The organism is Leptothrix mechoopdaensis (SeqCode), assembly GCF_053893855.1.
Genome location: NZ_CM132699.1, coordinates 1,483,811 through 1,509,003, shown reverse-complemented (window position 1 = coordinate 1,509,003; position 25,193 = coordinate 1,483,811). Strand labels below are relative to the sequence as shown.

The 25,193-nt window shown below is 71.3% G+C and carries 21 protein-coding genes (1 of these 21 cut by a window edge); 13 read left to right on the top strand and 8 right to left on the bottom strand.

Annotated elements, in window-relative coordinates; translation table 11 throughout:
- Positions 1–11 precede the first annotated feature (11 nt).
- Genes ACWA7K_RS06675 through ACWA7K_RS06665 form a run of 3 tightly spaced genes read right to left on the bottom strand, consistent with a single transcriptional unit; the run spans position 12 to position 2,264 of the window.
- Positions 12–893, bottom strand: coding sequence for a spermine/spermidine synthase domain-containing protein (locus ACWA7K_RS06675; RefSeq protein WP_456166875.1), 882 nt, complete (start codon positions 891–893; stop codon positions 12–14).
- On the bottom strand, positions 890–1,420 hold the full coding sequence (locus tag ACWA7K_RS06670) for a DNA-deoxyinosine glycosylase (RefSeq protein WP_456166873.1): 531 nt from the start codon (positions 1,418–1,420) through the stop codon (positions 890–892). The genes ACWA7K_RS06675 and ACWA7K_RS06670 overlap by 4 nt, the downstream gene beginning before the upstream one ends.
- Entirely contained in the window at positions 1,413–2,264 is an 852-nt protein-coding gene (locus tag ACWA7K_RS06665; RefSeq protein WP_456166871.1) for a TatD family hydrolase, read from the bottom strand. The genes ACWA7K_RS06670 and ACWA7K_RS06665 overlap by 8 nt, the downstream gene beginning before the upstream one ends.
- A 108-nt stretch (positions 2,265–2,372) precedes the next feature.
- On the opposite strand from ACWA7K_RS06665, the gene ACWA7K_RS06660 reads away from it, so the two are divergent.
- The 5 genes from ACWA7K_RS06660 to ACWA7K_RS06640 all read left to right on the top strand — a co-directional run bounded on the left by ACWA7K_RS06660 (position 2,373) and on the right by ACWA7K_RS06640 (position 8,444).
- The gene (locus ACWA7K_RS06660; RefSeq protein ID WP_456166869.1) at positions 2,373–3,425 is read left to right on the top strand and encodes a S1C family serine protease; all 1,053 of its coding nucleotides are present in this window, start codon (positions 2,373–2,375) and stop codon (positions 3,423–3,425) included.
- Between the two features lie 34 nt (positions 3,426–3,459).
- The gene (locus ACWA7K_RS06655; protein ID WP_456166867.1) at positions 3,460–4,479 is read left to right on the top strand and encodes an AAA family ATPase; all 1,020 of its coding nucleotides are present in this window, start codon (positions 3,460–3,462) and stop codon (positions 4,477–4,479) included.
- 110 nt (positions 4,480–4,589) lie between these two features.
- Entirely contained in the window at positions 4,590–5,741 is a 1,152-nt protein-coding gene (locus ACWA7K_RS06650; RefSeq protein ID WP_456210459.1) for a DUF58 domain-containing protein, read from the top strand.
- Positions 5,738–6,811, top strand: coding sequence for a VWA domain-containing protein (locus ACWA7K_RS06645; RefSeq protein ID WP_456166865.1), 1,074 nt, complete (start codon positions 5,738–5,740; stop codon positions 6,809–6,811). The genes ACWA7K_RS06650 and ACWA7K_RS06645 overlap by 4 nt, the downstream gene beginning before the upstream one ends.
- 136 nt (positions 6,812–6,947) lie before the next feature.
- Complete coding sequence (locus ACWA7K_RS06640) at positions 6,948–8,444, top strand: undecaprenyl-phosphate glucose phosphotransferase (RefSeq protein WP_456166863.1); 1,497 nt, start codon at positions 6,948–6,950, stop codon at positions 8,442–8,444.
- 475 nt (positions 8,445–8,919) lie between these two features.
- Here ACWA7K_RS06640 and ACWA7K_RS06635 read toward each other — a convergent pair whose 3' ends face one another.
- The 3 genes from ACWA7K_RS06635 to ACWA7K_RS06625 all read right to left on the bottom strand — a co-directional run bounded on the left by ACWA7K_RS06635 (position 8,920) and on the right by ACWA7K_RS06625 (position 13,079).
- Positions 8,920–9,897 (bottom strand): GMP reductase, encoded by a 978-nt coding sequence (locus ACWA7K_RS06635; protein WP_456166861.1) that lies wholly within the window; start codon positions 9,895–9,897, stop codon positions 8,920–8,922.
- 251 nt (positions 9,898–10,148) lie between these two features.
- Complete coding sequence (locus ACWA7K_RS06630; protein ID WP_456166859.1) at positions 10,149–11,906, bottom strand: GGDEF domain-containing protein; 1,758 nt, start codon at positions 11,904–11,906, stop codon at positions 10,149–10,151.
- A gap of 114 nt (positions 11,907–12,020) precedes the next feature.
- The gene (locus ACWA7K_RS06625) at positions 12,021–13,079 is read right to left on the bottom strand and encodes a patatin-like phospholipase family protein (RefSeq protein WP_456166857.1); all 1,059 of its coding nucleotides are present in this window, start codon (positions 13,077–13,079) and stop codon (positions 12,021–12,023) included.
- A gap of 70 nt (positions 13,080–13,149) precedes the next feature.
- On the opposite strand from ACWA7K_RS06625, the gene ACWA7K_RS06620 reads away from it, so the two are divergent.
- The 7 genes from ACWA7K_RS06620 to ACWA7K_RS06590 all read left to right on the top strand — a co-directional run bounded on the left by ACWA7K_RS06620 (position 13,150) and on the right by ACWA7K_RS06590 (position 19,917).
- Entirely contained in the window at positions 13,150–15,597 is a 2,448-nt protein-coding gene (locus tag ACWA7K_RS06620; protein WP_456166855.1) for a UvrD-helicase domain-containing protein, read from the top strand.
- 5 nt (positions 15,598–15,602) lie between these two features.
- A complete protein-coding gene (locus ACWA7K_RS06615) occupies positions 15,603–16,055 on the top strand; it encodes a SirB2 family protein (RefSeq protein WP_456166853.1) in 453 nt (150 codons plus the stop codon).
- A gap of 64 nt (positions 16,056–16,119) precedes the next feature.
- Complete coding sequence (locus ACWA7K_RS06610) at positions 16,120–16,644, top strand: hemerythrin domain-containing protein (protein ID WP_456166851.1); 525 nt, start codon at positions 16,120–16,122, stop codon at positions 16,642–16,644.
- 87 nt (positions 16,645–16,731) lie between these two features.
- A complete protein-coding gene (locus ACWA7K_RS06605; protein ID WP_456166849.1) occupies positions 16,732–17,424 on the top strand; it encodes a TetR/AcrR family transcriptional regulator in 693 nt (230 codons plus the stop codon).
- Between the two features lie 69 nt (positions 17,425–17,493).
- Positions 17,494–18,147 carry a protein-L-isoaspartate O-methyltransferase family protein gene (locus tag ACWA7K_RS06600; protein WP_456166847.1) on the top strand — a complete coding sequence of 218 codons (654 nt, stop codon included), beginning with the start codon at positions 17,494–17,496 and terminating at the stop codon, positions 18,145–18,147.
- A gap of 16 nt (positions 18,148–18,163) precedes the next feature.
- Positions 18,164–18,505, top strand: coding sequence for a rhodanese-like domain-containing protein (locus ACWA7K_RS06595; RefSeq protein WP_456166845.1), 342 nt, complete (start codon positions 18,164–18,166; stop codon positions 18,503–18,505).
- 65 nt (positions 18,506–18,570) lie between these two features.
- Positions 18,571–19,917: a TolC family outer membrane protein gene (locus tag ACWA7K_RS06590; protein WP_456166843.1), complete on the top strand. Its 1,347-nt coding sequence runs from the start codon at positions 18,571–18,573 to the stop codon at positions 19,915–19,917.
- Here ACWA7K_RS06590 and ACWA7K_RS06585 read toward each other — a convergent pair.
- Entirely contained in the window at positions 19,895–21,253 is a 1,359-nt protein-coding gene (locus tag ACWA7K_RS06585; protein WP_456166841.1) for a 3-deoxy-D-manno-octulosonic acid transferase, read from the bottom strand. The two genes, ACWA7K_RS06590 and ACWA7K_RS06585, sit on opposite strands and share 23 nt — an antisense overlap.
- 26 nt (positions 21,254–21,279) lie before the next feature.
- Positions 21,280–22,671 (bottom strand): phosphomannomutase/phosphoglucomutase, encoded by a 1,392-nt coding sequence (locus ACWA7K_RS06580; protein ID WP_456166839.1) that lies wholly within the window; start codon positions 22,669–22,671, stop codon positions 21,280–21,282.
- Between the two features lie 407 nt (positions 22,672–23,078).
- Here ACWA7K_RS06580 and ACWA7K_RS06575 point away from each other — a divergent pair, with 407 nt between their 5' ends.
- Positions 23,079–25,193, top strand: partial view of an Ig-like domain-containing protein gene (locus tag ACWA7K_RS06575; RefSeq protein WP_456166837.1) — the 5' portion only. It continues 25,692 nt past the right edge of the window; only the first 2,115 of its 27,807 coding nucleotides appear in the window; its start codon is at positions 23,079–23,081; the stop codon falls past the right edge of the window.

The following is a 25,193-nucleotide window of genomic DNA, read 5'->3' as shown; positions in this document are numbered from 1 at the left end:
TTCTTCCCTCGTCAGACGTTCGAAGGGCCGTCAGCCGGGTCCGACGTCGCCGCAGCCTTGGCCGCGCGTTCGGCCGGCACCCGGCGCAGCAGCCGCGTCCACAGCGGTGCGTCCAGCCCGGTGCGGGCCTCGATGACGCGGGCGCGGTCGGCCAGCACGGCCGCATCGGGCCAGTCCTCGCCCTTGAGCGCCAGCACGACGGTGTTGCCCTCCTCGGTCGCCGCGACCACGCGCACGCTGCCGCCGCCTTCGGCGAACACCGACTCGATCCGGCGGGCGCTGCGCGCGAACTTCGAGCTGCGGCCGAACAGGTTGACGCTCAGCACGCCACCCGGCGCCAGGCAGGCGTGGCAGGCGGCGTAGAAGTCGACGTCGTCCAGCACCGGCGCGGCGGCCTGGTGGTCGTAGAGGTCGACACACAGCGCGTCGACCGTGCCGGCATTCGCGGCATCGCGGACCCAGTCGCCGGCATCGCCGTAGACGACGGTCAGGCGCTCGTCGTTGGCCGGCAGGCGGAACCACTGGCGGCAGGCCGCGATGACCTGCGGGTTCAGCTCGACGGCGGTCGCGCGCAGGCCCAGTTCACCGTGGCAGTAGCGGGTCAGCGTGGCCGCGCCCAGGCCCAGCTGCGCGGTGTGCAGCTCGGGCGCATCACCGTCCCATCGCGCCGGGTCGTGCAGCAGCAGCCAGGACATCATGCGGCGCACGTACTCCAGCTCGATCACGCGCGGCTTGCGCACCCGCATGGCGCCCTGGACCCAGGGCGTGTGGCCCAGGTGCAGGTAGCGCACGCCGTCGAATTCGGAGACGGACGCCTCGGGCGGCTTGCCGTTGCTGCGGCGGGAGCGCGGCCGTGTCTCGGCCGTCGGGGTGGGATCACGTTGGTCGCTCACGGGGTCCTTGTCGGTGGTTCAGCATCGATCGTAAGCGGCGCCAGCACGGCCGCCCAGGCCGCCAGCTTGCGCTCGAACGACCAGCTGGCGTGGGCCGGGCTGGTCGACGGCAGGCGGTGCACCGGCAGGCCCAGCGAGCGGGTGACGCGCATCGAGCGGGCCGACTCGCCGCCGTTGTGCGCCAGCGCCTGCAGCTTCGGCAGGCGGCGGGCCAGGCCGATCAGGTCGTTGGGCTCGGCCGCCTCGATCGCGCTGTCGAGGCTGCCCTCGCGCCGGCAGGCCGCGTGGACGTCCCAGAGGCCGAGCCCGTGCGACCGCGCCAGCGCCAGCCGCTGCGGGTAGTCGAAGGTCGCGATGTCGACACCCCACAGCGCGCCCAGGATCGGCCAGAACTGGTTGCGCGGATGAGCGTAGTACTGCTGCGCCGCCAGCGACGCCGCACCCGGGAAGCTGCCCAGCACCAGCACGCGCGTGTCGGCGTCGACCACCGGCGCCAGGCCGACCAGGCGGGGGCCGGCCTCAGCCATGCCGGTCCAGCCACGCGGCCAGCCTGGGCAGCGCGGCGCGGGCGTTGGCGGTCGTCAGCGCCGCCAGCTCGGCGGTCGACAGCCCGCGCAGCGCCGCCAGCTCAGCCGCGATGCGGGGCAGTTCGGCTGGCTCGTTGCGCGAGACCGCACCGGCCGCCCGCTCGGCCGCCGTGCGGTAGAGCCAGTGCGGCGGGATGTCGGGCGCGTCGGTCTCCAGCACCAGCGCCTCGGCCGGCAGGCTGGCGGCCAGGCGGCGGATCTGCAGCGCGCGGTCGAAGGTCAGCGCGCCGCCGAAGCCAAGCTTGAAACCCAGGTCGACGAAGGCACGCGCCTGCGTGTCACTGCCGTTGAACGCATGGGCGATGCCACCGCGCAGCCGCGGCCGGCGCCGCAGCTGCTGGAGCAGCAGGTCGGCTGAACGCCGCACGTGCAGGATCACCGGCAAGTCGAACGCCACGGCCAGGTCGAGCTGGGCGGCATAGAAACGCTCCTGAAGCGCCGCGTCCAGGCCTGGCACGAAGCCGTCGATGCCGATCTCGCCGACGGCGACCAGCTGCGGATCGTCGATCGACGCCCGCAGCGCGCCGGCCAGCCGCTCCAGCGCGTCATCCGGCTCGTCGGCCACGTAGAGCGGATGCAAGCCCAGCGCATAGGTGTCGCCGTGCCGGTGCGCCAGCGCGCGCACCGCGTCCAGCCAGCGGCTGGCGACGGCCGGGATCACCAGGCAGGCGACGCCGGCCGCGCGGCTGCGGGCGTGCACGGCGTCGCGGTCGGGCGCGAACTCGTCGGCATCGAGGTGGCAATGGGTGTCGATCCAGGTCGGCACGGGTGCGGTGGCAGACATGCCGCGATGATGCCGCCGCCCCGCCCGGTCGGCCCCGGACTGGCAAGCCCAAGCGTGGCGTGCTAACTTGCAGCCATGCCGGCCGGGGCGGTTGGCGCAGGGGTGCCGATGACACGCAGACCCAGGTACAGCCGAGCGGCCGGAGCGCTCGCCGCCGATCAGGCGAGCACGGCGGCGCAGCCGTCTACCTCGTCCGACACGACCGCACCCACCGATGCGCAAGCCCGCCCGGGCCGCCTGCAACGCCTGAAGACCTGGCTGCAGACCCCCGCCGCGATGTGGGGCGCCTGGGCGCTGATGGCGCTGGCGATGCTCGGCGCCTGGCAGTGGCAGGTGCGCCACGCACCGCCGGTCATCACGCAACAGGACATCGACCGCGCGGTGCTGCAGACGCTCGACACCCAGCCGCTGACCGCCGCCACGCGCAAGGCCGCCGACAAGATCCTGCCGTCCGTCGTGCGGGTGGTCGCGCAGTCGGACGACGACACCGAGTCGCCGTCGTCCAAGGCCGCAGGCGCACCACGCCAGAAGCCGCTGGTGCCCGGCCCGGGCGGCAAGCTGCGGCCGGGCGGCAAGGTCGCCAAGCCCACGGCGGGCGACGACGACGAGGACAACGGCCACCACCGCCGCGGCGTCGGCACCGGCGTGGTGATCGTCGAGACCGGCGTGATCCTGACCAACTACCACGTCATCGAGGGCGCCCGCCGCGTCACCGTGACCTTCTGGAACGGCATGGAAGCCGAGGCCCGCATCGTCAGCGTGCAACCGCACCAGGATCTGGCGGTGCTCAAGGCCAGCAAGATCCCCGACGACCTGCAGCCGGCCACGCTGCGCGGCAGCGGAGATCTCGGGCTCGGTGACACGGTCGTGGCGGTGGGCTACCCCTTCGGCATCGGGCCGAGCGTGTCGGCCGGCGTGGTGTCCGGACTGGACCGCGAGTTCCGCTCGCCGGAAGGTCGCCAGACGCTCAGCAAGCTGATCCAGTTCGACGCCGCCGCCAACCCCGGCAACTCCGGCGGGCCGCTCGTCAACGCCCAGGGCGAGGTGGTGGGCATCGTCACCGCCATCCTCAACCCGACCCCCGCGCGCACCTTCATCGGCATCGGCTTCGCCGTGACGATCGAGAGCGCGGCCGGTGCGGTCGGCTTCCCGCCGTTCTGACCCGATCCGATCCCGACTCGACCCGAGGACCACCATGACCGATCGCCCGCAGGACCTGCCCGTCGCCGCCCCCGACGACCCCGCCGCGCTGATGGAGCGCATCCTCTACGAGGTCAAGAAGGTGGTGGTCGGCCAGGACAACTTCCTCGAACGGGTGATGGTGGCGATGCTCGCGCAGGGTCACCTGCTGGTCGAGGGCGTGCCCGGGCTGGCCAAGACGCTGACCGTCAAGACGCTGGCGCAGGCGGTGCACGGCCAGTTCAAGCGCATCCAGTTCACGCCCGACCTGGTGCCGGCCGACCTGGTCGGTACCCGCATCTACAGCCAGAAGAGCGGCGAGTTCAGCACCGCGCTGGGCCCCGTCTTCACCAACCTGCTGCTGGCCGACGAGATCAACCGCGCGCCGGCCAAGGTGCAGAGCGCCCTGCTGGAGGTGATGCAGGAACGCCAGGTGACGATCGCGGGCGTCAGCCACAAGGTGCCCGAGCCCTTCCTGGTGATGGCCACGCAGAACCCGATCGAGACCGAAGGCACCTACCCGCTGCCCGAGGCGCAGGTCGACCGCTTCATGATGAAGGTGCTGGTCGGCTACCCGAGCGAGGAAGAGGAGTTCGTGATCGTCCAGCGGGTTACCGGCGCGGCCGTGGCGGTCGCGGCGGTGGCCGACACCGGCCAGCTGTCGGCGCTGCAGAAGGCCTGCCGCGAGGTCTACGTCGACCCGTCGCTGGTGCAGTACGCCGTCAAGCTGGTCTCGCTCGGACGCGATCCGGTGCGCGGCGGCCTGCCGTCGCTGGCACCGCTGCTGGCCTTCGGCGCCAGCCCGCGCGCCACCATCGGCCTGGTCGAAGGCGCCCGCGCGCTGGCGATGCTGCGGGGCCGCAGCTACGCGCTGCCCGAGGACCTGGTCGACCTGGTGCCCGACGTGCTGCGCCACCGCCTGGTGCTGAGCTACGAGGCGCTGGCCGAGGGCCTGGACGCCGATGCGCTGATCCGCCGCATGCTGGACCACCTGCCCGCGCCGCCGCGTCCGCTGGCCCATGCCGAAGGGGCCTGACGGTGGCCCGCAACCCCGTCCGCCAGCATCTGCATGAGCGCCTGCTCGGGCTGGTCTGGCCGCGTCGGAAGACCGCTGCCGGCACGGGACCGTCAACCGCCGATGGCGCCTTGCCGAGCCCGTCCGGGCCGGTCGACGCCCACCGCGCCAGCGCCGCCATCGGCCCGGCCGATGCGCTGTTGCGGCGGCTCGAATGGACCGTGCTGCGCCGCCTCGACGGCCTGCTGCAGGGCGACTGCCGGACGCTGATGCGCGGCGCCGGCCTCGATCTGGCCGACCTGCGCGAGTACCAGCCGCACGACGACGTGCGCCACATCGACTGGAACGTCACCGCCCGGGTCGACCAGCCGCACGTGCGCCAGTTCCAGGAGGACCGCGACATGACGGCGGTGTTCCTGCTGGACCTCAGCGCGTCGGTCAACTGGGGATCGGTGCTGCGCGCCGGCGAGGCCGAGGTCCGCACCAAGCAGCAGGTCGCCACCGAGCTGGTCGCCCTGCTGGCACGGCTCTACACCCGCGCCGGCCACCGCATCGGCGCGCAGATCTACCGCCAGGCCGACCAGCGCGCCGAGGAACTGCCCGCACGCGGCGGACGCAGCCAGGTGCTGCAGCTGATCTCGCGCATGGCCCGTTCGGTCGACGCGGCGAAGGCGCCGGCCCGGTCGACGGCCCCGCGTCCGGCCGGCTCGTCGGGCTGGTTCCGGCGCCGGCAGCCCGCTGCGGGCGCGCCGACCGATGCGGCCGAATCGACCCGCCTGGCCGACCTGCTGATCGCCGCCGAACACCGCCTGCGCCGCCGCACCACGGTCGTCGTCGTCTCGGACTTCATCAGCCAGCCCGGCTGGCAGGCGCCGCTGGCGCGCCTCGCCTTGCGCCATGACGTCGTCGCGGTGCGGCTGGGCGATCCGTCCGAGCACACCTTGCCGGCGATGGGCCTGGTGCTGCTGCGCGACGCCGAAAGCGGCGACGAACTGCTGATCGACACCGACGACCCGGCCCTGCGCGCGCGCCATGCCGCGCTGGCCGCCGAGCGCGAAACCGCCTTGAGGCAAGGGCTGACGGCGGCCGGCGTCGACACGCTGGAACTCGACACCGCCGAACCGCTGCTCGACACGCTGCGCCGCTTCCTGGACCTGCGCCGGGTCCGGCAACGCCAGGGTGCGGCCGGATCGGCGCTGGCCGGGGGCCGCCGGCCGGGCCCGACCCCGAACACGTCACCGTCCACGTCACCGACCTCCCCCGCGACGCCGAGGCCCCGATGAACCCGACCCTCGAATCCCTGCTGCAGCACGCGCCGCTGAGCTTCCTCTGGCCCAGCCTGCTGTGGGCGCTGCTGCTGTGGCCGCTGATCGTGCTGGCCTACTGGTGGCTGCTGCGGCGGCGCAAGCGCCAGGTCGTGCGGGTCGCCAGCCTGGGCCTGATCCGGCAGGCGGCCGGCCCCGGCGGCGCGTGGCGGCGTCATGTCCCGCCGGCCCTGATCGGGCTGGCGCTGCTGCTGCTGCTGGCCGGTCTGGCCCGGCCGGTGGCGGTGCTGACGCTGCCGCTGCGCGACCAGACGCTGCTGCTGGCGATGGACGTGTCGGGCAGCATGCGCGCGACCGACGTCGAGCCGAACCGGCTGGTCGCCTCGCAGAACGCGGCCAAGGCCTTCGTGCAGGACCTGCCCCGGCATGTGCGCGTGGGCGTCGTCAGCTTCGCCGGCACGGCCGCCGTCGTGCAGGCGCCGACCCACAGCCGCGAGGACGTCATCGCCGCGATCGACCGCTTCCAGCTGCAGCGCGGCACCGCCATCGGCAGCGGCATCGTGCTGAGCCTGGCGACGCTGTTCCCCGAAGCCGGCATCGACCTGTCGGAGATCACCGGCGAGCGCCGCATGCCCAAGCCGCTGGGCGCCGAGAAACAGGCGCAGGACGGGTTCAAGCCGGTTGCGCCGGGCAGCTACGGCTCGGCGGCCATCATCCTGCTGACCGACGGGCAGCGGACCACCGGCATGGACCCGATGGACGCGGCCAAGCTGGCCGCCGACCGGGGCGTGAAGGTCTACACCGTCGGCTTCGGCACCACCAACGGCGAGATCATCGGCTTCGAGGGCTGGAGCATGCGGGTCCGGCTGGACGAGGCGACGCTGAAGAACGTCGCCAACCTGACCCAGGCCGAGTACTTCTACGCCGGCAGCGCCAGCGACCTGAAGAAGGTCTACGACACGCTCAGCAGCCGGCTGGTGTTCGAGCGCAAGGAAACCGAGATCAGCGCGCTGGTGGCCGGTGCCGCCGGCCTGCTGGTGATGCTGGCCTGCGGGCTCAGCGTGGCGTGGTTCGGGCGCGTCATCTGACGACGCGGCCGGCCGGCCGTGCAGATTTCGTCGAAGCTCGGTCAAACTCCCGGCCGCGCGCGGCGGACCGGCGTCGGCGCCGACGAAAATCCGGTCGTCTGAACTGCGGGCCCGGGCCCGACGACCTGCACGCGCCATGAGGGACAGCTCCGAGATGACCGCCCCGGCCGAGGCCTCCGCGCCTGCGGCCGAGCCGGCGGCCATTCCCGCGCGCCCGGCATCGCCCGCGCCGCGCGAGCGCATCTCGCGCAGCCCGCACGGCTTCGCGCCGACGCAGCCGCAGTCCATCACCAGCTTCGTGGCCGGCATCGCCGAACCGCTGCTGTCGGTGCTGGCGCTGCTGGTCATCACCGCACTGGCCGGCGAACGCATCGACCGCGCCACGCAGTTGCTCAGCCTGGGCGTGCTGGTGCTGACCTTTCCCGGCACCAACCGCTTCCACGTCGCGCCGCTGGCCGCCTTGCAGGGCATCGTCTCGTCCTGGCTGGTGGTCTGCAGCGTGCTGGCGCTGGTGGGCTTCGCGACCGACTCGATCCACTTCTACACGCCCGAGGTGCTGGTCGCCTGGCTGCTGGTGGTGCCGCTGCTGCACCTGGGCCTGGCGCTGTCGGGCCATGCCCTCTTGCGCCGCATGGCCCGCAACCCGGCCCTGCGCCGCGCCGCACTGGTGATCGGCGCCGGCGAGGTCGGCCAGCGCATGGCGGCGGTGCTGCGCAACCGGTCGGCGGTCGGCTACGACTTTGTCGGCTACATCGAGGACCGCGACCTCGAACGCGTGCCGGGCGTGCGCGCCGATGACATCCAGGGCACGCTCGCACAGATCGGCGACGTCATCGAGCGCCTGGGCGTGCGCGACGCCTACATCACGCTGCCGCTGGGCGCGCAGCCCCGCATCACCCGGCTGGTCGGCGCGCTGCAGGACGCCGCCTGCACGGTCTACTTCGTGCCCGACGTGATGCGCGTGCAGGTCATCCAGGGACGTGTCCGCAACATCGACGGCGTGCCGGTGGTCGGCCTGCTGGAAAGCCCGTTCATCGGCACCAACGCGCTGCTCAAGCGCGCCAGCGACCTCGTGCTGGCCACGCTGATCCTGCTGCTGATCGCGCCGCTGATGGTGCTGATCGCGCTGGTCATCCGCCTCAGCTCACCCGGACCGGTGTTCTTCCGCCAGCGCCGCCACGGCCTCGACGGCCGCGAGATCGTGGTCTACAAGTTCCGCTCGATGACGACGATGGACAACGGCGCCGTGGTGCGCCAGGCCACCCGCGACGACGACCGCATCACCCCCTTCGGCCGCTTCCTGCGCCGCACCTCGCTGGACGAGCTGCCGCAGTTCATCAACGTGCTTCAAGGCCGCATGAGCATCGTCGGCCCACGCCCGCATGCGCTGGCCCACAACGAGCAGTACCGCGAGCTGATCAAGGCCTACATGGTCCGCCACAAGGTCCGCCCCGGCATCACCGGCTGGGCCCAGGTCAACGGCAGCCGCGGCGAGACCGACACGACCGAGAAGATGGCCGAGCGCGTCCGCCTGGACCTGGAATACCTGCGCAACTGGAGCCTCGCCCTGGACCTGCGGATCATCGCGAGGACGGCCGTGGTGGCGTTCTTCGATCGGCGCAACGCCTACTAGGCTACGCAAGTGCGTCGCCGGAGGGCGACGGGGGATGAACCCCTAACCCTACCCTCTCCCGCAAGGGGAGAGGGGTTCTTGCCTCGTGTTGATCGGTGTTGCTGGCGGTGGCTCATCCAATGAGCCAGTCACCACACCACAACCCCTCTTCAGCGAAACACCCTTGCGAAGTAGTCATCCCTCTCCCCTTGCGGGAGAGGGACCGAGGGTGAGGGGTTTCTCGCCAGCCGCGCCGACCCACCGCCCACCAAATGCGTCGCCGGAGGGCGACGCGGGATGAACCCCTCACCCTACCCTCTCCCGCAAGGGGAGAGGGAGTCTTGCCTCGTGTTGATCGGTGTTGCTGGCGGTGGCTCATTCGATGAGCCAGTCACGACACCACGACGCCTCTTCAGCGCGACAACCTTGCCAAGTGGTCATCCCTCTCCCCCTGCGGGAGAGGGACCGAGGGTGAGGGGTCTCCCGCCCACGCGCCTCACATCAACAGATGCTCACCCGCGTTCTCGCCACCCAGGATGACGTAGTTGACGCGCCGCAGGTCGCCCAGCACCTTGCCGCCGGCGTAGCTGATCGAGCTTTGCAGGTCTTCCTGCATCTCGCGCAGCGTGTCGGCCAGCTTGCCCTTGACGGGTTCGAGGATGCGCTTGCCCTCGACGTGCTTGTATTCGCCCTTGTTGAAGTCGCTGGCCGAGCCGTAGTACTCCTTGTAGAGCTTGCCGTCGACTTCCACGGTCTGGCCGGGTGACTCCTCGTGGCCGGCGAACAGCGAGCCGACCATCACCATCGCCGCGCCGAAACGCACGCTCTTGGCGATGTCGCCGTGGTGGCGGATGCCGCCGTCGGCAATGATCGGCCTGGTCGCCACACGGGCACACCACTTCAGCGCGCTGAGCTGCCAGCCGCCCGTGCCGAAGCCGGTCTTCAGGCGCGTGATGCAGACCTTGCCCGGGCCGATGCCGACCTTGGTGGCGTCCGCGCCCCAGGCCTCGAGGTCGATCACGGCCTCGGGTGTACCGACGTTGCCGGCGATCACGAAGGTGTCGGGCAGGCGGGTCTTGATGTGGCCGATCATGCGGCGCACGCTCTCGGCGTGGCCGTGGGCGATGTCGATGGTGATGTAGTCGGCGCCGACCCCCGTGCTGGCCAGCCGGTCGATCACCGCGTAGTCGGCTTCCTTGACGCCCGAGCTGATCGAGACGAACAGGCCGGCCTCGCGCATGTCGCGGGCGAAGGCGACGGCGTCGAGGTCGAAGCGGTGCATCACGTAGAAGTAGCCGTGGTCGGCCAGCCAGCGCGCGATGCGCTCGTCCAGCACCGTCTTCATGTTGGCCGGCACGACCGGCAGCTTGAAGCGGCGGCCGCCGAACTCGATGGACGGATCGCACTCGCTGCGGCTCTCCACGCGGCATTGGCGCGGCAGCAGCAGGACGTTGTCGTAGTCGAAGATTTCCATGGCAGAAGGCTCTCGTCAGTTCACGCCGCGCCGTTTCGGCGTCGTCGTCGCGCGTCGGGCGCAGCGTGGTGTCACAGCGGCGTTGTTGCAGTGCCGCCGCAAGGCTGCGAGCGCTTGACCTGGGACCGGCCCTCGCCTTCCGGAAGCCGCCAGCGAGGGCGGTGGGAGGCATCGGGAACCGGGCTCAGAATTTGGGCCCGGTGACTGATTTTACGCATCGCCCGCCAGCCCGGCGAGCGATGCCCCACGCCTCAGTGGTGACGGTTGCGCGGCGGTGGCAGTCCGGCCCAGCCGCTGTTGCGCGGCAGGTCCATCGACAGGTCCAGCGGCAGGTCGTGGCGCTGGCCGCTGAGCGGTGCGTTGATCTGGCCGTTGATCTGGCGCGGCGCCGAATCGGGGCCGGGCATCTCGGCGGTGTGGCCGGCGGGATGGCGCAGTTCGCGCAGGCCGTCGGGGATGGTGGCCGGGTGGTCGTCCATCATCCCGGAGAGCTGGAAGCGCGACATCACCTCGGTGCCGAGCGTGCCCATGTCGCTGAGCGCCGAATCGGTCCACTCCAGCATGTCGCGGGTCTCCATGCCCGACAACGAGGTCGGCGCGCCATCGCGGTCCGACGGTTCCGCTTCCAGCGACGCGCCGGGCTGCGAGCTGACGTCGACAACCAGCTGGTCGCCGCCCGACAGCCGGGCCTCGATCAGCGCCTGTTCGGCGCGTTCGACCAGGTCGACCTCGTCGAAGTGACGCCGGTAGCCGGCCAGACCCAGGCTCAGCGTCAGGCCGCCGGCCTCGTCGCCGGCCGTCGCGCTGGCGCGCTGCAGCGCACGGCGCAGGCGGCCCAGCACCTCGCTGGCGCCGCGCAGGTCGGTCGACGGCAGCAGCATCGCGTAGGACTGGATGCCGATGCGCGCGACCAGGTCGTTCTCGCGCTCGCAGGCACCCGCCAGCAGGCGGGCGATGCGGCGCACGGCCGACTCGCTGGCACGGCTGCCCTTGGCCTGCATGTAGGCCGGGAAATGGTCGATCTCGGCCAGCACCAGGCTGAGGTTGTCGCCGGCACGGCGGGCGCACAGCGCCTCGGCGCGCAGCCGTTCATCGAAGCCCTGGCGGTCGGCCAGACCGGTGGTGGCATCCGTCCCGCCCAGGCGCTGCACGCCCGACAGCCGCGCCCGCGGGCCGGCCGGGTCGACGAGGCTCAGCACGACGCCATCGGACAGCGGCGAGACATGCACCGCGATCGGCCGCAGCGCCGCGCGGTCATCGCCCGACGCACTGCCCAGCAGCCGCTGCAGCTCGCGCGGCGAACCGCCATGCATCGTGGCGACACATTCGGCGGCCAGGTCCAGCTTGGCCCAGGCCGGCAAGGCGCTCTCGACCGTGCGGCCGACCAGCGTGTCGACGTCCAGACCGAGCAGACGACCGAGCGCCGGATTGGCCAGCGTGATGCGCCAGTCGCGCACGACCTGGCGTTCGTCGAGCAGCGCGCGCAGCCCCAGCGTCGCCACCGGGCTGGCCTGCAGGACATGGTCGACATGCTGGTGTCGCCACTCGTGGACCCGGCGGTCGATCAGCAACCATTCGCGCCCTTCGCCGTCGCGCAAGGGCAGCAGCAGTTCGCGCCAGCTCAGCACGGCCTGGCCGGGCGGCGCCCATTCGATGCGGCAACGCGGCCGGCGGGTGTCGAGCACCTCGATCGCGGCGGCGTGCAGGGCTTCGGCACCGTCCCAGCTCGACAGCAGCCGGCCGGCCAGATCGACCTCGCACTGCGCCAGATGCACGAGACCCTGGCGCCGCACCAGCAGATCCTGCGGACCTTCGCGGCGCAGCAGCAGCCAGTGGCCGGCCATGGCCGACCAGCGCTGGCCTTCGAAGGCGGAAGGGTCGACTGGCTTGCCGGGCGACCTCAGGGCTTGCCAGGCCTTCAGCAGCAAGGCCTGGTCGGCCTGGATGACCGTGGCGGTGATATCGGGGGTCCCGGCAGGAACGGCGTTGACGGCAGTCGAGGGCGGCATGTCGCGCAGGTTCAGTTCTATCGCGCCGGACAGCGGGCACTGGCGCTGCGTGCAGGCATGCACGATGGCGCCGGGCCAGCATAGCCACGCCCCTGGGGGTGACCTATCCCCGATTCAGGCGAACAGGCTGGGCAGGTGAACGGTGGATGATTTGCCGACTCGGGCGCCCTCACCCTGCAGCCACGCCTGGGCGCGGTCACGACCGAGGTCGCGCAGTTTTTCCAGAAAGGGCCGGTGCGCCAGCAGCTTGGTCTCGCTGGCCAGCGGGCCGAGGGCGTCCTGGGCATCGATCAGGTGCCAGCGCAGGCGACGCAGACGACGCTGGCGCGGCCCGGCGCACGCAGCGGCGAACCAGCCGTCGGCGACGGCCGCATCGCAGGCGGCACCGAGGGCGGCGGCCTCGCAGCGGAAGGTCGCGTTGAAGGCGATCTCGGCGGCGCGGGCCCGGATCTCCGCGACGCTGGTCGGCGCCCTTGCACCCGGTGCGGCCCAGGCCAGCGGGCTGAGCATGACGATCAGCAGGTCGTCGGCCTGCGGCCCGGCCACCGGTTCGACCAGCGGCGACAGGGCCGGGTTGGCGCTGTAGCCGCCGTCCCAGCAGGCCTCGCCGCCGACCTCGACGGCGTGGTGCAGCGTCGGCAGGCAGGCCGAGGCCATCGCCATGTCGACCGTCAGCTCGTGTTCGCGGAACAGCCGCAGCGCGCCGGTCCGCACCGCCGTCGCGGCGATGTGCAGGCGCACCGGGCTGGCGGCGCGCAGGCGCTCGAAATCGACACATCGCAGCAGCAGCTCGCGCAGCGGGTTCAGGCCCAGCGGGTTGAGCTGGTAGGGCGACAGCAGCTGGCTCCACTGGAACGCGACGCGGGCGACCGGTGCGAGCCCGGGCTGATCCGGGTCGCCCCCGGCGAACCACTCGAACGGCAAGACCGAGCCGACCTCGCCCCAGAAGGCGGCGAGCGCCTCGCGGGCGGCGTCCGGATCACCGCCCGAACGCGCCAGCCCATCGGCCAGCACGATCGCGTTGAGCGCCCCGGCGCTGGTGCCGCTGACGGCGTCGAACTGCCAGCGGCGCGCCGCCAGCAGGGCATCCAGCACGCCCCAGGTGTAGGCGCCGTGGGCACCACCGCCCTGCAGGGCCAGGCTGAGTCGGACGGGCTGGCTCGTAGCGTTCATCGGCACCTTCCGGCACCCGGGATGGGCGCGATGCTGCAGTGCAGTATGACCAGAAAAATAGAATGCCCGGATGAATGGTCAGCCGTCCTACCCCAGCGTCCCCCCGAGCCTGCTCGCGAACCTCAACCCGGAGCAGCTCGCGGCGGTCACGCTGCCCCCCGAACCGGCCCTGATCCTGGCCGGCGCGGGGTCTGGCAAGACCCGCGTGCTGACCACCCGCATCGCCTGGCTGCTGCAGACCGGCCAGGTCGGCCCGGGCGGGCTGATGGCGGTGACCTTCACCAACAAGGCCGCCAAGGAGATGGTCACGCGGCTGTCGACCATGCTGCCGTACAACGTGCGCGGCATGTGGATCGGCACCTTCCACGGCCTGTGCAACCGCTTCCTGCGGGCGCACTGGAAGATCGCCAACCTGCCGCAGACCTTCCAGATCCTCGACAGCGGCGACACGCTGTCGGCGGTCAAGCGGGTCATCAAGGCACTCAACCTCGACGAGGAACGCTTCGTGCCGAAGCAGATGGCCTGGGCCATCGCCGGTGCCAAGGAAGAGGGCAAGCGCCCGCACGACCTGCCCCAGCACGACGGCCAGGCGCGCACGCTGGTGGAGATCTACCAGGCCTACGAGGACCAGTGCCAGCGCGAGGGCGTGGTCGATTTCGCCGAGCTGATGCTGCGCAGCTACGAGCTGCTGCGCGATCACCCGGAGATCCGCGAGCACTACCAGCGCCGCTTCCGCCACATCCTGGTCGACGAGTTCCAGGACACCAATCGGCTGCAGTACCTGTGGCTGAAGATGCTGGCCGGCCCGCCCGACGGCGCACACAGCGCGGCGCTGTTCGCGGTCGGCGACGACGACCAGAGCATCTACGCCTTCCGCGGCGCGCAGGTCGGCAACATGAGCGACTTCGAGCGCGAGTACCGGGTGCGCCACCTGATCAAGCTGGAGCGCAACTACCGCAGCTTCGGCAACATCCTCGATTCGGCCAATGCGCTGATCGCCCACAACAGCCGGCGACTCGGCAAGAACCTGCACACCGAGGCCGGACCGGGCGAGCCGATCCGCGTCTACGAGGCCACCAGCGACTACGCCGAGGCGCAGTGGCTGCTTGACGAGGCCCAGCAGCTGCACCGCAGCGGCACGGCGCGCAGCGAGGTCGCGGTGCTCTACCGCAGCAACGCGCAGTCGCGGGTGATCGAGTCGGCGTTGTTCAACGCCGGCGTGCCCTACCGCGTCTATGGCGGCCTGCGCTTCTTCGAGCGGGCCGAGATCAAGCACGCGCTGGCCTACCTGCGACTGATCGAGAACCCGAACGACGACACCAGCTTCCTGCGGGTGGTGAACTTCCCGGCCCGGGGCATCGGCGCGCGCAGCGTCGAGCAGCTGCAGGACGCCGCGCGCAGCAGCGGTCGCAGCCTGAACCAGAGCGTCGGCGCGGTCAGCGGTGCGGCCGGGGCCAAGCTGGCCGGCTTCCAGCGTCTGGTCGACGAGCTGCGCGACCGCACCCGGGGCGCGACGCTGCGCGAGATCATCGAGCGCATGCTCGACGCCAGCGGGCTGATCACCTTCTACCGGACCGAGAAGGAAGGCCAGGACCGGATCGAGAACCTGGAGGAACTGGTCACCGCCGCCGAGGCCTTCGTGACCCAGGAAGGCTTCGGCAAGGACGTCATCGCGCTGCCGGTCGACGAGACCGCCCCCGGAACGATCGCCGCGCCGCAGCCCGGCGAGCCCGAGGCGGTCGCCCGGGTCGACCTGCTGCCCGACGCCGAGACCGGCGAGATCCTGTCGCCACTGGCCGCCTTCCTGACCCACGCCGCGCTGGAGGCCGGCGACAACCAGGCCCAGGCCGGGCAGGACGCCATCCAGCTGATGACGGTCCATGCCGCCAAGGGGCTGGAGTTCGACGCCGTCTTCATCACCGGGCTGGAGGAAGGCCTGTTCCCGCACGAGAACTCGTTGACCAGCGTCAGCGCGCAAGGCGCCGACGGGCTCGAAGAGGAACGCCGGCTGATGTACGTGGCGATCACGCGGGCGCGCCAGCGGCTGTACCTGAGCTTCAGCCAGACGCGGATGCTGCATGGCCAGACGCGCTATCACATCAAGAGCCGCTTCATCGAGGAACTGCCCGAGACCGCGCTGAAGTGGATCAGCCCGAAGAACCAGGGCTTCGGCTCCGGTTTCGAGACCAGCTACCAGCAGGCCTGGCAACGCGGCAGCGGCATGGGCTCGATGGTCGGTGCCGGGCGCCAGGCCGGTCGGGACCACGGCTGGAGCCCGCCCCCGGCCCCGCCGCCGTCCTGGGCCGCACCGGTGCCCGCCGCGATGCGGCAGGCGGCCGCCAAGGACAACGGCCACGGCCTGCGCCAGGGCCAGAGCGTGTTCCACAACAAGTTCGGCGAGGGCGTCATCCTGACGCTCGAAGGCAGCGGCGCCGACGCCCGCGCGCAGGTCAACTTCGGTCGGCACGGGGCCAAGTGGCTGGCGCTCAGCGTCGCCAAGCTGACGCCGATCGAATGAGCGCGATGGCCATGCTGCAAGCCCTGTTCGGTGCCGCCTACCCTGGCATCCGCCACGCCCACATCGGCCTGGTCATCACCAGCGGCGGCCTGTTCACGCTGCGCTGGCTGGCGACGCTGGCCGGCGCGCGCTGGCCGATGGCGGCGCACTGGCGTCACACCAGCATGGTCGTCGACACCCTGCTGCTGGTCGCCGGGGCGACGCTGTGGGTCGGCCTGGGCCTGAACCCGCTGGTGCAGCACTGGCTCGCCGCCAAGCTCGCGCTGCTGGTCGTCTACATCGTGCTGGGCACCTTCGCGTTGAAGCGGGCGCGCGGCTGGCTGGCGCGGGCGCTGTGCGGCGCGGCGGCGCTGGCCGTGCTGGTGACGATGTTCGGCATCGCACGGCACCATGACCCGGCGGGCTGGCTGCGCGATGTCATCGGTCACACACACCGGTCGACGCCATCACCTGCATGAGCGTTGATCCGATGGCGGTCCACCGCTTGGAAACGGGCGTACCGTCCCGCACAGGAGAACGACCATGAGCACCGTGACCGCCGCCCTGCACGCCGGCCCCGCCGCCGGCTACGACAACCCCTTCGAGATGCTGACCAGCTGCCATGAGCGGGTCGAACGCATGCTCGGCCTGCTGGAGCGGCTGGACGAGCATGTCGGCCGGCACGGCACCGACACCAATGCCCGATCGGCCGCCGGCGACCTGCTGCGCTACTTCGACCTGGCCGCGCCGCATCACCACGAGGACGAGGAACGCCACGTCTTCCCGCGCCTGATCGCCGACGGCCACGCGCCACTGGCCGAGCGCCTGCGCGCCGACCACCGCCGCATGGACCTGCAGTGGCGCGCCCTGCGTCCGGTGCTGGTGGCGCTGTCCGAGGGCCGGCCGGCAGCGGATGGCCTGTCCGACATCGGCGACTTCACCGCGCTCTACCGCGCCCACATCGCCGCCGAGGAAGACCACGCCTATCCGCTGGCCCGCCCGCGTCTGGACGCCACCGCGCTGCAGGCCATGGGCACGGAAATGGCGCGACGACGCGGCGTGCGCTGAGCCGGCCTGCCAGCGGCTTGACCGCTTGGGTTTGATTGCCTACATTACTGACCAGTCAGTCATTAACTGGCACCAGACCTTCGCACCGTGAACGCCACCCTGTCCGAGACCGCCGATCCGACGGCCCCCAGCCATCAGCGCCGCAAGGCCGAGCGCCCCGACGAGCTGCTCGACGCCGCGCTGTCGCTGTTCGTGGAGAAGGGCTACGCGGCCACCCGCATCGACGAGGTCGCGCGCCGCGCCGGTGTCTCCAAGGGCACGCTCTACCTCTACTACGCGAGCAAGGAAGACCTGCTCAAGGCCGTCATCCGCACCCGCCTGTCGACGCCGATCGCAGAGGCCATCGAGACGGTCGCGGCGCACACCGGCGGCACCGACGAGCTGCTGACCGACGTCGTCGCGCCCTGGTGGGCCGAGGTGATCGGCAGCGACGCCTCCGGCGTCTTCAAGCTCATCATCACCGAGGTCCGCAACTTCCCCGAGATCGCCGAGTTCTACAACCGCGAGGTGGTCGAGCCCGGCCATCGCGTGATGGAGACGGTGATCCGGCGCGGCATCGCGCGCGGCGAGTTCCGCGCGGTCGACGTGCCGTCCGCCGTGCATTCGCTGCTGCTGCCGCTGATCATGCTGTGCGTGCACCGGCATTCGCTCGGCGCCTGCGAGGCCGCTGCCTCGATCGGGCATCCGCTGGACTTCATCCGCGCCCACTTCGAGCTGCTGTTGCGGGGTCTGCGACAGATGCAACCGGAACCCGCTGGCACGCCTGCGGCCGGCTCCTAAAATCTCGGGTTTGCCCGCAACCCCGCGCAGCCCCCATTCCCACGCGCGCCACTGGAAAGCCTGAACACCATGAACGTCGAACAAGCCCGCTTCAACATGATCGAGCAGCAGATCCGTCCGTGGGATGTGCTGGACAGCTCGGTGCTGTCGCTGCTGGCCGTCGTCAAGCGCGAGGATTTCCTGCCCGCCGCCCACCGCTCGGTGGCCTTCATGGACCTGGAAGTGCCGCTGCCGGCCGGCCAGACCATGCTGGCCCCGCGCGTCGAGGCCCGCCTGCTGCAGGATCTGGCCCCGCACCGCCACGAGAAGGTGCTCGAGATCGGCGCCGGCAGCGGCTTCATGGCCGCGCTGCTCTCGCACAAGGCGCAGCAGGTCGTCACGCTCGAGAACCGGCCCGAACTGGCCGCGATGGCGCGCGAGAACCTGCGCACCGCCAAGATCATGAACGTCGAGGTCCGCCAGGCCGATGGCAGCGATGCCGCCGCCGTGCAGGGCCCGTGGGACGCGATCCTGCTGTCGGGCTCGGTGGCCGAGGTGCCGCAAGCGCTGCTGCAGCAGCTCAAGGTCGGCGGCCGCCTGGTCGGCATCGTCGGCCAGCAGCCGATGATGCGGGCCGTGCGCATCGTGCGCAGCAGCGACAGCGCCTTCCGCACCGAGGTCCTGTTCGACGTCGTCGCGCCGCGCCTGGATGGCTTCGGCGAACCGACCCGCTTCAGCTTCTGATCGTCGGACGCCCTCGATGCAGCAGCTGACCGTCGCGCAGATCACCACCCAGCTCGCGCAGTGGCGCGCCGAAGGCCGCCAGCCGGTTGTGCTGGACGTGCGTGAAGCCTGGGAATGCGCCACGGCCAGCCTGCAGGACGTGGGTGTGCCGGTGGTGGCCATCCCGATGCAGGAGATCCCGTCCCGGCTGGCCGAACTGCCCCGCGACGAGCCGATCCTGACGCTCTGCCACCACGGCATGCGCAGCCTGCAGGTGGCGCTGTTCCTGGATCGGCAAGGGTACCCCCAGACGTATAACATCATGGGCGGGATCGACGCCTGGTCCGTCCAGGTCGACCCGTCCGTGCCGCGCTACTGAGGCGCCCGCCCCGTCCCGCACTCCGCATCCCGCTCTCCGAACCGAGGCCCATCCGAGGACCCCCGATGACCGTCACGTTCCGCCGCAAGCCCCTGTCCCTGCTGGCCGCCGCCGCGCTCCAGGTCATCGCCTCCGGCCTGCTCGCCTCGCCTGTCCATGCGCAAAGCCTGCGCGAGCTCTACGAGATCGCCCGCGGCTACGACGCCGGCTACCTGGCCGCGCTGTCGCAGGCCGAGGCCAGTCGCGCCAAGGCCGAACAGGCCGAAGCCCTGTTGCGGCCGACCGTCGGCCTGGTCAGCGGCGTCTCGCGCACCCAGACCGACACGCCGCTGGCGGGTCTGCGGGCCCTGAACACCGCCAACGTCGGCGTCAATGCCGTGCAGCCGCTGTGGAACCACGCCAGCTCGGCGGCGATCGACAAGGCGCGCAAGTCGCTGGAACTGATCGACGCCGACCTGGCCAGCGCCGAGCAGGACCTGATCGTGCGGGTCTCGCAGGCCTACTTCGACGTGCTGGGCGCGCAGGACACGCTGGCGACGGCCCAGGCCGGCAAGAAGGCCATCGTCGAGCAGCTCGCGTCGGCCAAGCGCAACTTCGAGGTCGGCACCGCCACGATCACCGACACCCGCGAGGCCCAGGCCCGCTTCGACCTGGCGACGGCCCAGGAAATCGCCGCCGAAAACGACCTGCGCACCAAGAAGATCGCGCTGGACCAGCTCGTCGGCAAGCCCGGCACCGAGCCAGCCCCTCTGATGCAGCCGGTGCTGTTGCCGGCGCTGCCGGCCGACGAGGTCGAGTCCTGGGTCGGCAAGGCTGCCGAGGCGCCGGGCGTGCGCAAGGCCCGCACCGCCTACGAGATCGCCAAGCTCGAGACGCGTCGCACCGATGCCGGCGACCGTCCGACGCTGGACCTCGAAGGCAGTGCCGCGATGGCGCACAACTCCGGCACGGCGGCCAACTCGTCGGGCGGCACGGGGTTCGCCAAGAACGCCAAGGTCGGCCTGACCTTCCGCATGCCGCTCTACACCGGCGGCGCGGTCGAGAACCAGGTCAAGGAAGCGGCGGCGCTGGAAGAGAAGTCGCGCAACGACCTCGACAACGCCCGCCGCATCGTGGCGCAGTCGACCCGCCAGGTCTACTTCGGCGTGCAATCGGGCCAGGCCCAGGTGAAGGCGCTGGAGGCGGCCGAATCGTCGTCCAAGCTGGCGCTGGAGGCGACCCAGACGGGCTACCGCGTCGGTGTGCGCGTCAACCTCGACGTGCTGAACGCCCAGACCCAGCTCTACTCGACCCAGCGTGACCTGGCCAAGGCGCGCTACGACGTGCTGGTCAACGGGCTGCGCCTGCGTCAGGCGGCCGGCGTGCTGGCACCGGCCGATCTCGACGCCGTCAACGTGCTGCTGAAGAAGTGAACGCCGGATCGGCTGGGTCCAGCCGATCCATGACCGCCAGCACCGACTCGGCCATGCGCCGGGCCGCGCCCTGGTGCTGCGCGGCATAGGCCCGCGACGCCGTCACCATCGCGCCGCGAAGTTCGGCGTCCCCTGCCCGCTTGATCGCCGCCGCCACACCGGCCGCCAGGTCCGGCACCCGCCACGCCGCGCCGGCCTGTTCGGCCAGCTGCGCCGCATCGGCGAAGTTGAAGGTGTGCGGCCCCATGACGACCGGACAGCCGCAGGCCGCCGCCTCGATCAGGTTCTGCCCGCCCAGCGGCGCATAGCTGCCGCCCAGCAGCGCGACATGACCGAGCGCGTAATACGCCGGCATCTCGCGCATCGAGTCGCCCAGCCAGACGTCGCACGACGCCGCGTCGGCCGGCACCACCGCCGCAGCGCCCTCGCCCCAGGCACTGCGCCGAGACAGGCTCAGCCCGTGAGCCTGCACCATCGCCGCGACCTCGTCGAAGCGTTGCGGGTGACGCGGCACCAGCACCAGCAGCGGTCGACGCTCCAGCGGGCCGGTCCGGCGGGCCATCGCCGCGACCCAGGTCGACAGCAGCGGCGTGTCCTCGCCCTCGCGCCAGCTGGCGGCCAGCACGACCGGGCGGCCTGACGCCGCCGCACGCCAGCCATCTCCACGCGCCAGCAAGGCCGCATCGGGCCGCAGGTCGAACTTGAGGTTGCCGCTGACCTGGACGCGCGGCGCACCGGCCTCGCGCAGGCGCGCCGCATCGTCCTCGGTCTGCGCCAGCGCCAGGCTCAGCGTGCCGACCGCCGGGCGCATCAGCGCGGCCAGGCGGCGGGCCTTGCGCAGGCTGCGCTCGGACAACCGCGCGTTGGCGATCACCATCGGCACGCCCGCCTTCGCGGTCTCGTGCTGCAGCACCGGCCAGACCTCGGTCTCCATCAGCACGCCAATGGCAGGACGGTGGCGACGCAGGAAACGCCGCACCGCGCCGGGCGTGTCGATCGGCAGCCAGCGCTGCGCGTCACCGTCGCGCAGCAGCGTCGCGGCGGTCTCGCGGCCGGTCGCCGTGCCGCTGGTCAGCAGCAGGCGCAGGCCGGGCCGGGCCGCCCGCAACGCCGCGATCAGCGGCTCGGCCGCACGGGTCTCGCCCAGCGACACGGCATGCAGCCACAGCGCGCCGGGTGGCGTCGGCTGACCCAGCCCCAGCCGCTCGGCGACGGCATGGCCGTACAGCGGTTCGCGCCGCGCACGCCCGTACAGCCGGCCGATCAGCAGCGGCGTCAGCAGCCGCATCAGCGTGGCGTAGGCCCCGCGCGCCAGTGCGGCGCGCCAGTGCTTCATGGGCTGGCTCACGGACTGAGCCACCGTCAATGCGCTGCCTGCTGGACCTGCGCCTCGGGCATCACACGGCGCAGCGCGGCCATGAAGTCGGCCTCGATGCGGTGCAGCGCGGCCTCGGTGTGGCCCTCGAAACGCAGCACCAGCACGGGCGTCGTGTTGGAGGCGCGGATCAGCCCGAAGCCGTCCGGGTAGTCGCCGCGCAGACCGTCGATCGTGCCGATCGTCGCGCCGGGGAAATCGGCCTGCGCGATCAGGCGCTCGACGATCTCGTGCTGGTTGCCCGACGGCACCGCGACGTTCAGCTCGGGTGTGCTGTGGCTGGTCGGCAAGGCCTTCAGCACCGCGCTCGGATCGTCGAAGCGCGACAGGATCTCCAGCAGCCGCGCGGCCGTGTAGGTCGCGTCGTCGAAGCCGTACCAGCGCTCGCCGAAGAAGATGTGGCCGCTCATCTCGCCGGCCAGCGGCGCACCGGTCTCGCGCAGCTTGGCCTTGACCAGCGAATGGCCGGTCTTCCACATCATCGGCACGCCGCCCGCATCGGCGATGCCGGCCGGCAGTCGCTGCGAGCACTTGACGTCGAAGATGATCGTCGCGCCCGGCTGGCGGCCCAGGATGTCGCGGGCGAACAGCAGCATCTGGCGGTCCGGGAAGATGATCTCGCCGTCGCGCGTGACCAGCCCCAGCCGGTCGCCGTCACCGTCGAAGGCCAGGCCGAGTTCGGCTTCGGTCGCATGCACGACCTTGACCAGGTCGGCCAGGTTCTCGAGCTTGGACGGGTCCGGGTGGTGGTTCGGGAAATGGCCGTCGACACGGCTATACAGGTCGATCACCTCGCAGCCCAGCGCCTTCAGGATGCCCGGTGCCGACGCGCCCGGGATGCCGTTGCCCGAGTCGACGACGATCTTCATCGGCCGTGCCAGCCGGCAGTCGCTGGTGATGCGGTGGCCGTACTCCGGCACGATGTCCATCGCCGCGATGCGCCCGCCGGCGGCCTGCACGTAGTCCTCGGCCTCCATGCGCCGGCGCAGGTTCTGGATCGTCTCGCCGTGAATGGCCACGCCGGCCAGCACCATCTTGAAGCCGTTCCAGTCCTTCGGGTTGTGGCTGCCGGTGACCTGGATGCCGCTGCGACAACCGTGCGCGCCACGGGTCGCGGCGACGTAATAGAGCATCGGCGTGGTGACCGCACCCAGGTCGACGACATCCAGCCCCGTCGACGCCAGCCCGCGCATCAGCGCGGCGGCCAGCGCGGGCCCGGACAGACGCCCGTCGCGCCCCACCGCCACCGCCTTCTCACCCGCCGCCAGCGCCTCGCTGCCGAAGGCCCGTCCGAGGTGCTCGGCGAAGGTCTCGTCGATGGCCTGGCCGACGATGCCGCGGATGTCATAGGCCTTGAAGGCCGAAGGCGTGATCTGCATGGTGGACGCGGGCGCCGACAGGCGCCGGGGTGGGGTTCGGGGAAGGACGGGATTGTAGGAAGCCAACCGCAGGTGCCTCGCCGCGTCGCATGGCTTTTTTCCAGTCGCAATTCCCACGTAAATGCGTCAGTGACACCACTAAACCCGCCCGAGAAACTCTTCGGCGGCCCTTGAAAAGGACTGTGAATCCTTTTCGCGAGCCACCCATCTGTTTCGTCGCCGGCTAAACGCCGCCACGGCACATCACTTTTTATTCCATTTGATTTGCGCCCCAGGGTTTATCTGGGTCGCCTACCCGTCCTTTCCCCCGACCTTTCCTACGACCTTTCCTCCGACGTTTCCCCGGCACGCCATCGAATGGCATCCAGGCCGGACTCGAACACCCGCACTTCAAGAGACAAATCCACATGCCCACTTCCCTCCCGACCCCGACGCTGAGCCTCGCCAACGACACCGGCAGGCTTGCGGCCGATGGCAACACCCGCAGCCAAACCGTGCGGGTCGGCGGCCTGAGCGCCGGCGCCGGCTGGCAGTACCAGGTCGACGGTGGGTCGTGGATCGAGGGCCGGACGGCCCTGCGTTCGCTGACCGCCGACATGATCACCGGGACGATCAACGGCGGCTGGGTCGGTGCCGACCTGCCGGTGACCCGGGTCGCCAACCTCGGCAACGCCGGCGGCAGCACCCGCACCGCCTGGCTGATGACCTGGAACGGCTCGTACACGCGCGGCGTCAAGGTCGAGTTCTCGGAGGACACGACGGGACGTCTGCAGGCCCGTGTGCTGGGTTGCATGGAGGCCCTCAACAGCGACTACACCGACAGCGGCATCGACTTCGCGCTGATGCCGCCCGCCCTGAGCGACAGCTATGAACGCAGCGGACTGAAGTCGCTGAGCATCAAGGGCGCCGAGGTCAGCAATGGCTATGTCGGCACCCGCGCCACGGTCCTCAACGAGGCCTTCGCGCTGTCGGGCGGCCAGCACAGCTATGCGGTGCGGCAGTCGGATGCGACCGGAACGTCTGCGGCCAACGTCGCGACCAGCTACACGCTGGACACCGGCGCCGCCGCGCCGACCCTCGCGCTGGCCAGCGACAGCGGCACGCGTCACGACGACGGCGTCAGCCAGGCCCGGTCGGTCCTTGTCGGCGGGCTGGAGGCCGGTGCCAGCTGGCAGTACAGCGTCGACGGCGGTGGCAGCTGGCAGACCGGCACCGGCAGCAGCTTCGACCTGCCCGACAGCCGTGACGCGACCGGCAAGGCCCTGGCGGCCGGCACCGTGCAGGTCCGGCAGACCGACACGGCCGGCAATGTCTCGCCGGTGGGCCGCAACGACGTCCGCTGGGTGGTCGACACGCTCGCCTCGACGCCGACGCTGAGCCTGGCCAGCGACACCGGCAGCAGTGCCAGCGACGGCATCACGCGCTCGCGCATGGTCCAGGTCGGCGGCATCGAGACGGGTGGCCGTTGGCAGGTCCAGGTCGACGGCGGCGGCTGGGTCGACGGGCGACTGCGCCTGTCCGACGTCGATGTCGACGCCATCACCGGGCGGCTCGGTGGCAGCTACGTCTCGAACCTGCAGAACAGCGTCAGCGTGGTCGACCTGAAGGGTTCGGGCGACGTCCGCAGCGCCTGGCTGGTGGTCCTGGACGACGTCTACACCAAGGGCGTGCGGGTCGAGTTCTCGATGGGTGCCGACGGCCGTCTGCAGGTCAGCGCCAAGGAGGCCGCCTACGTGCGCGGCGATCACCGCGCCGACTGGATCCTGCAAGGCCTGACGGCGACGACGCTGGTCACGGCAGCGGACGGCAAGGGCTACGGGATCGCCGGGCTGGCGGTCCGCGGCATCACGATGGGCAATGGCGGCTTCCTGGGCAGCGGACCTGCGGTCGCCAGCGATGCCTTCCTGCTGCAGGACGACGACGGCGCGGCGCACCGCTATGCCGTGCGCCAGACCGACGCGGCCGGCAACACCGCCACCAGCGCCACGCAGGTCTTCCGGCTCGACAAGGCGGCCAGCACACCCACGCTGACGCTGTCGGTCGACAGCGGCCGTGACGGTGCCGATGGCATCACCCGCGCTGGCGTCGTCCAAGTCGGCGGGCTGGAACCCGGCGCGAGCTGGCAATACCAGGTCGACGGCGCAGCCTGGGTCGACGGTCCTGCCGGCTCGGCCGGCACCTTGCCCTTGAGTCGCGGCACCCACCGCTACGCCGTGCGCCAGACCGACCTCGCCGGCAACGCCGCAACGTCGCCCGAGGTGACCTTCCAGCTCGACGACAGCGCCGCGACGCCCACCGTCGCCTTGAAGCTCGACAGCGGCAGCAGCCCGACCGACGGCCTGAGCAACAGCGCGGCGCTGCAGGCGCCCAGTGGCATCGAGACGGGCGCGCAGGTTCACTACCGCATCCGGAAGGACGGTGGCAGCTTCGGCGACTGGAGCGAGCGCTACGTCGCGCCGAGCGTCGACGGGGCCTACGAGGTCCAGGTCCGTCAGACCGATCTCGCCGGCAACGTCAGCGCC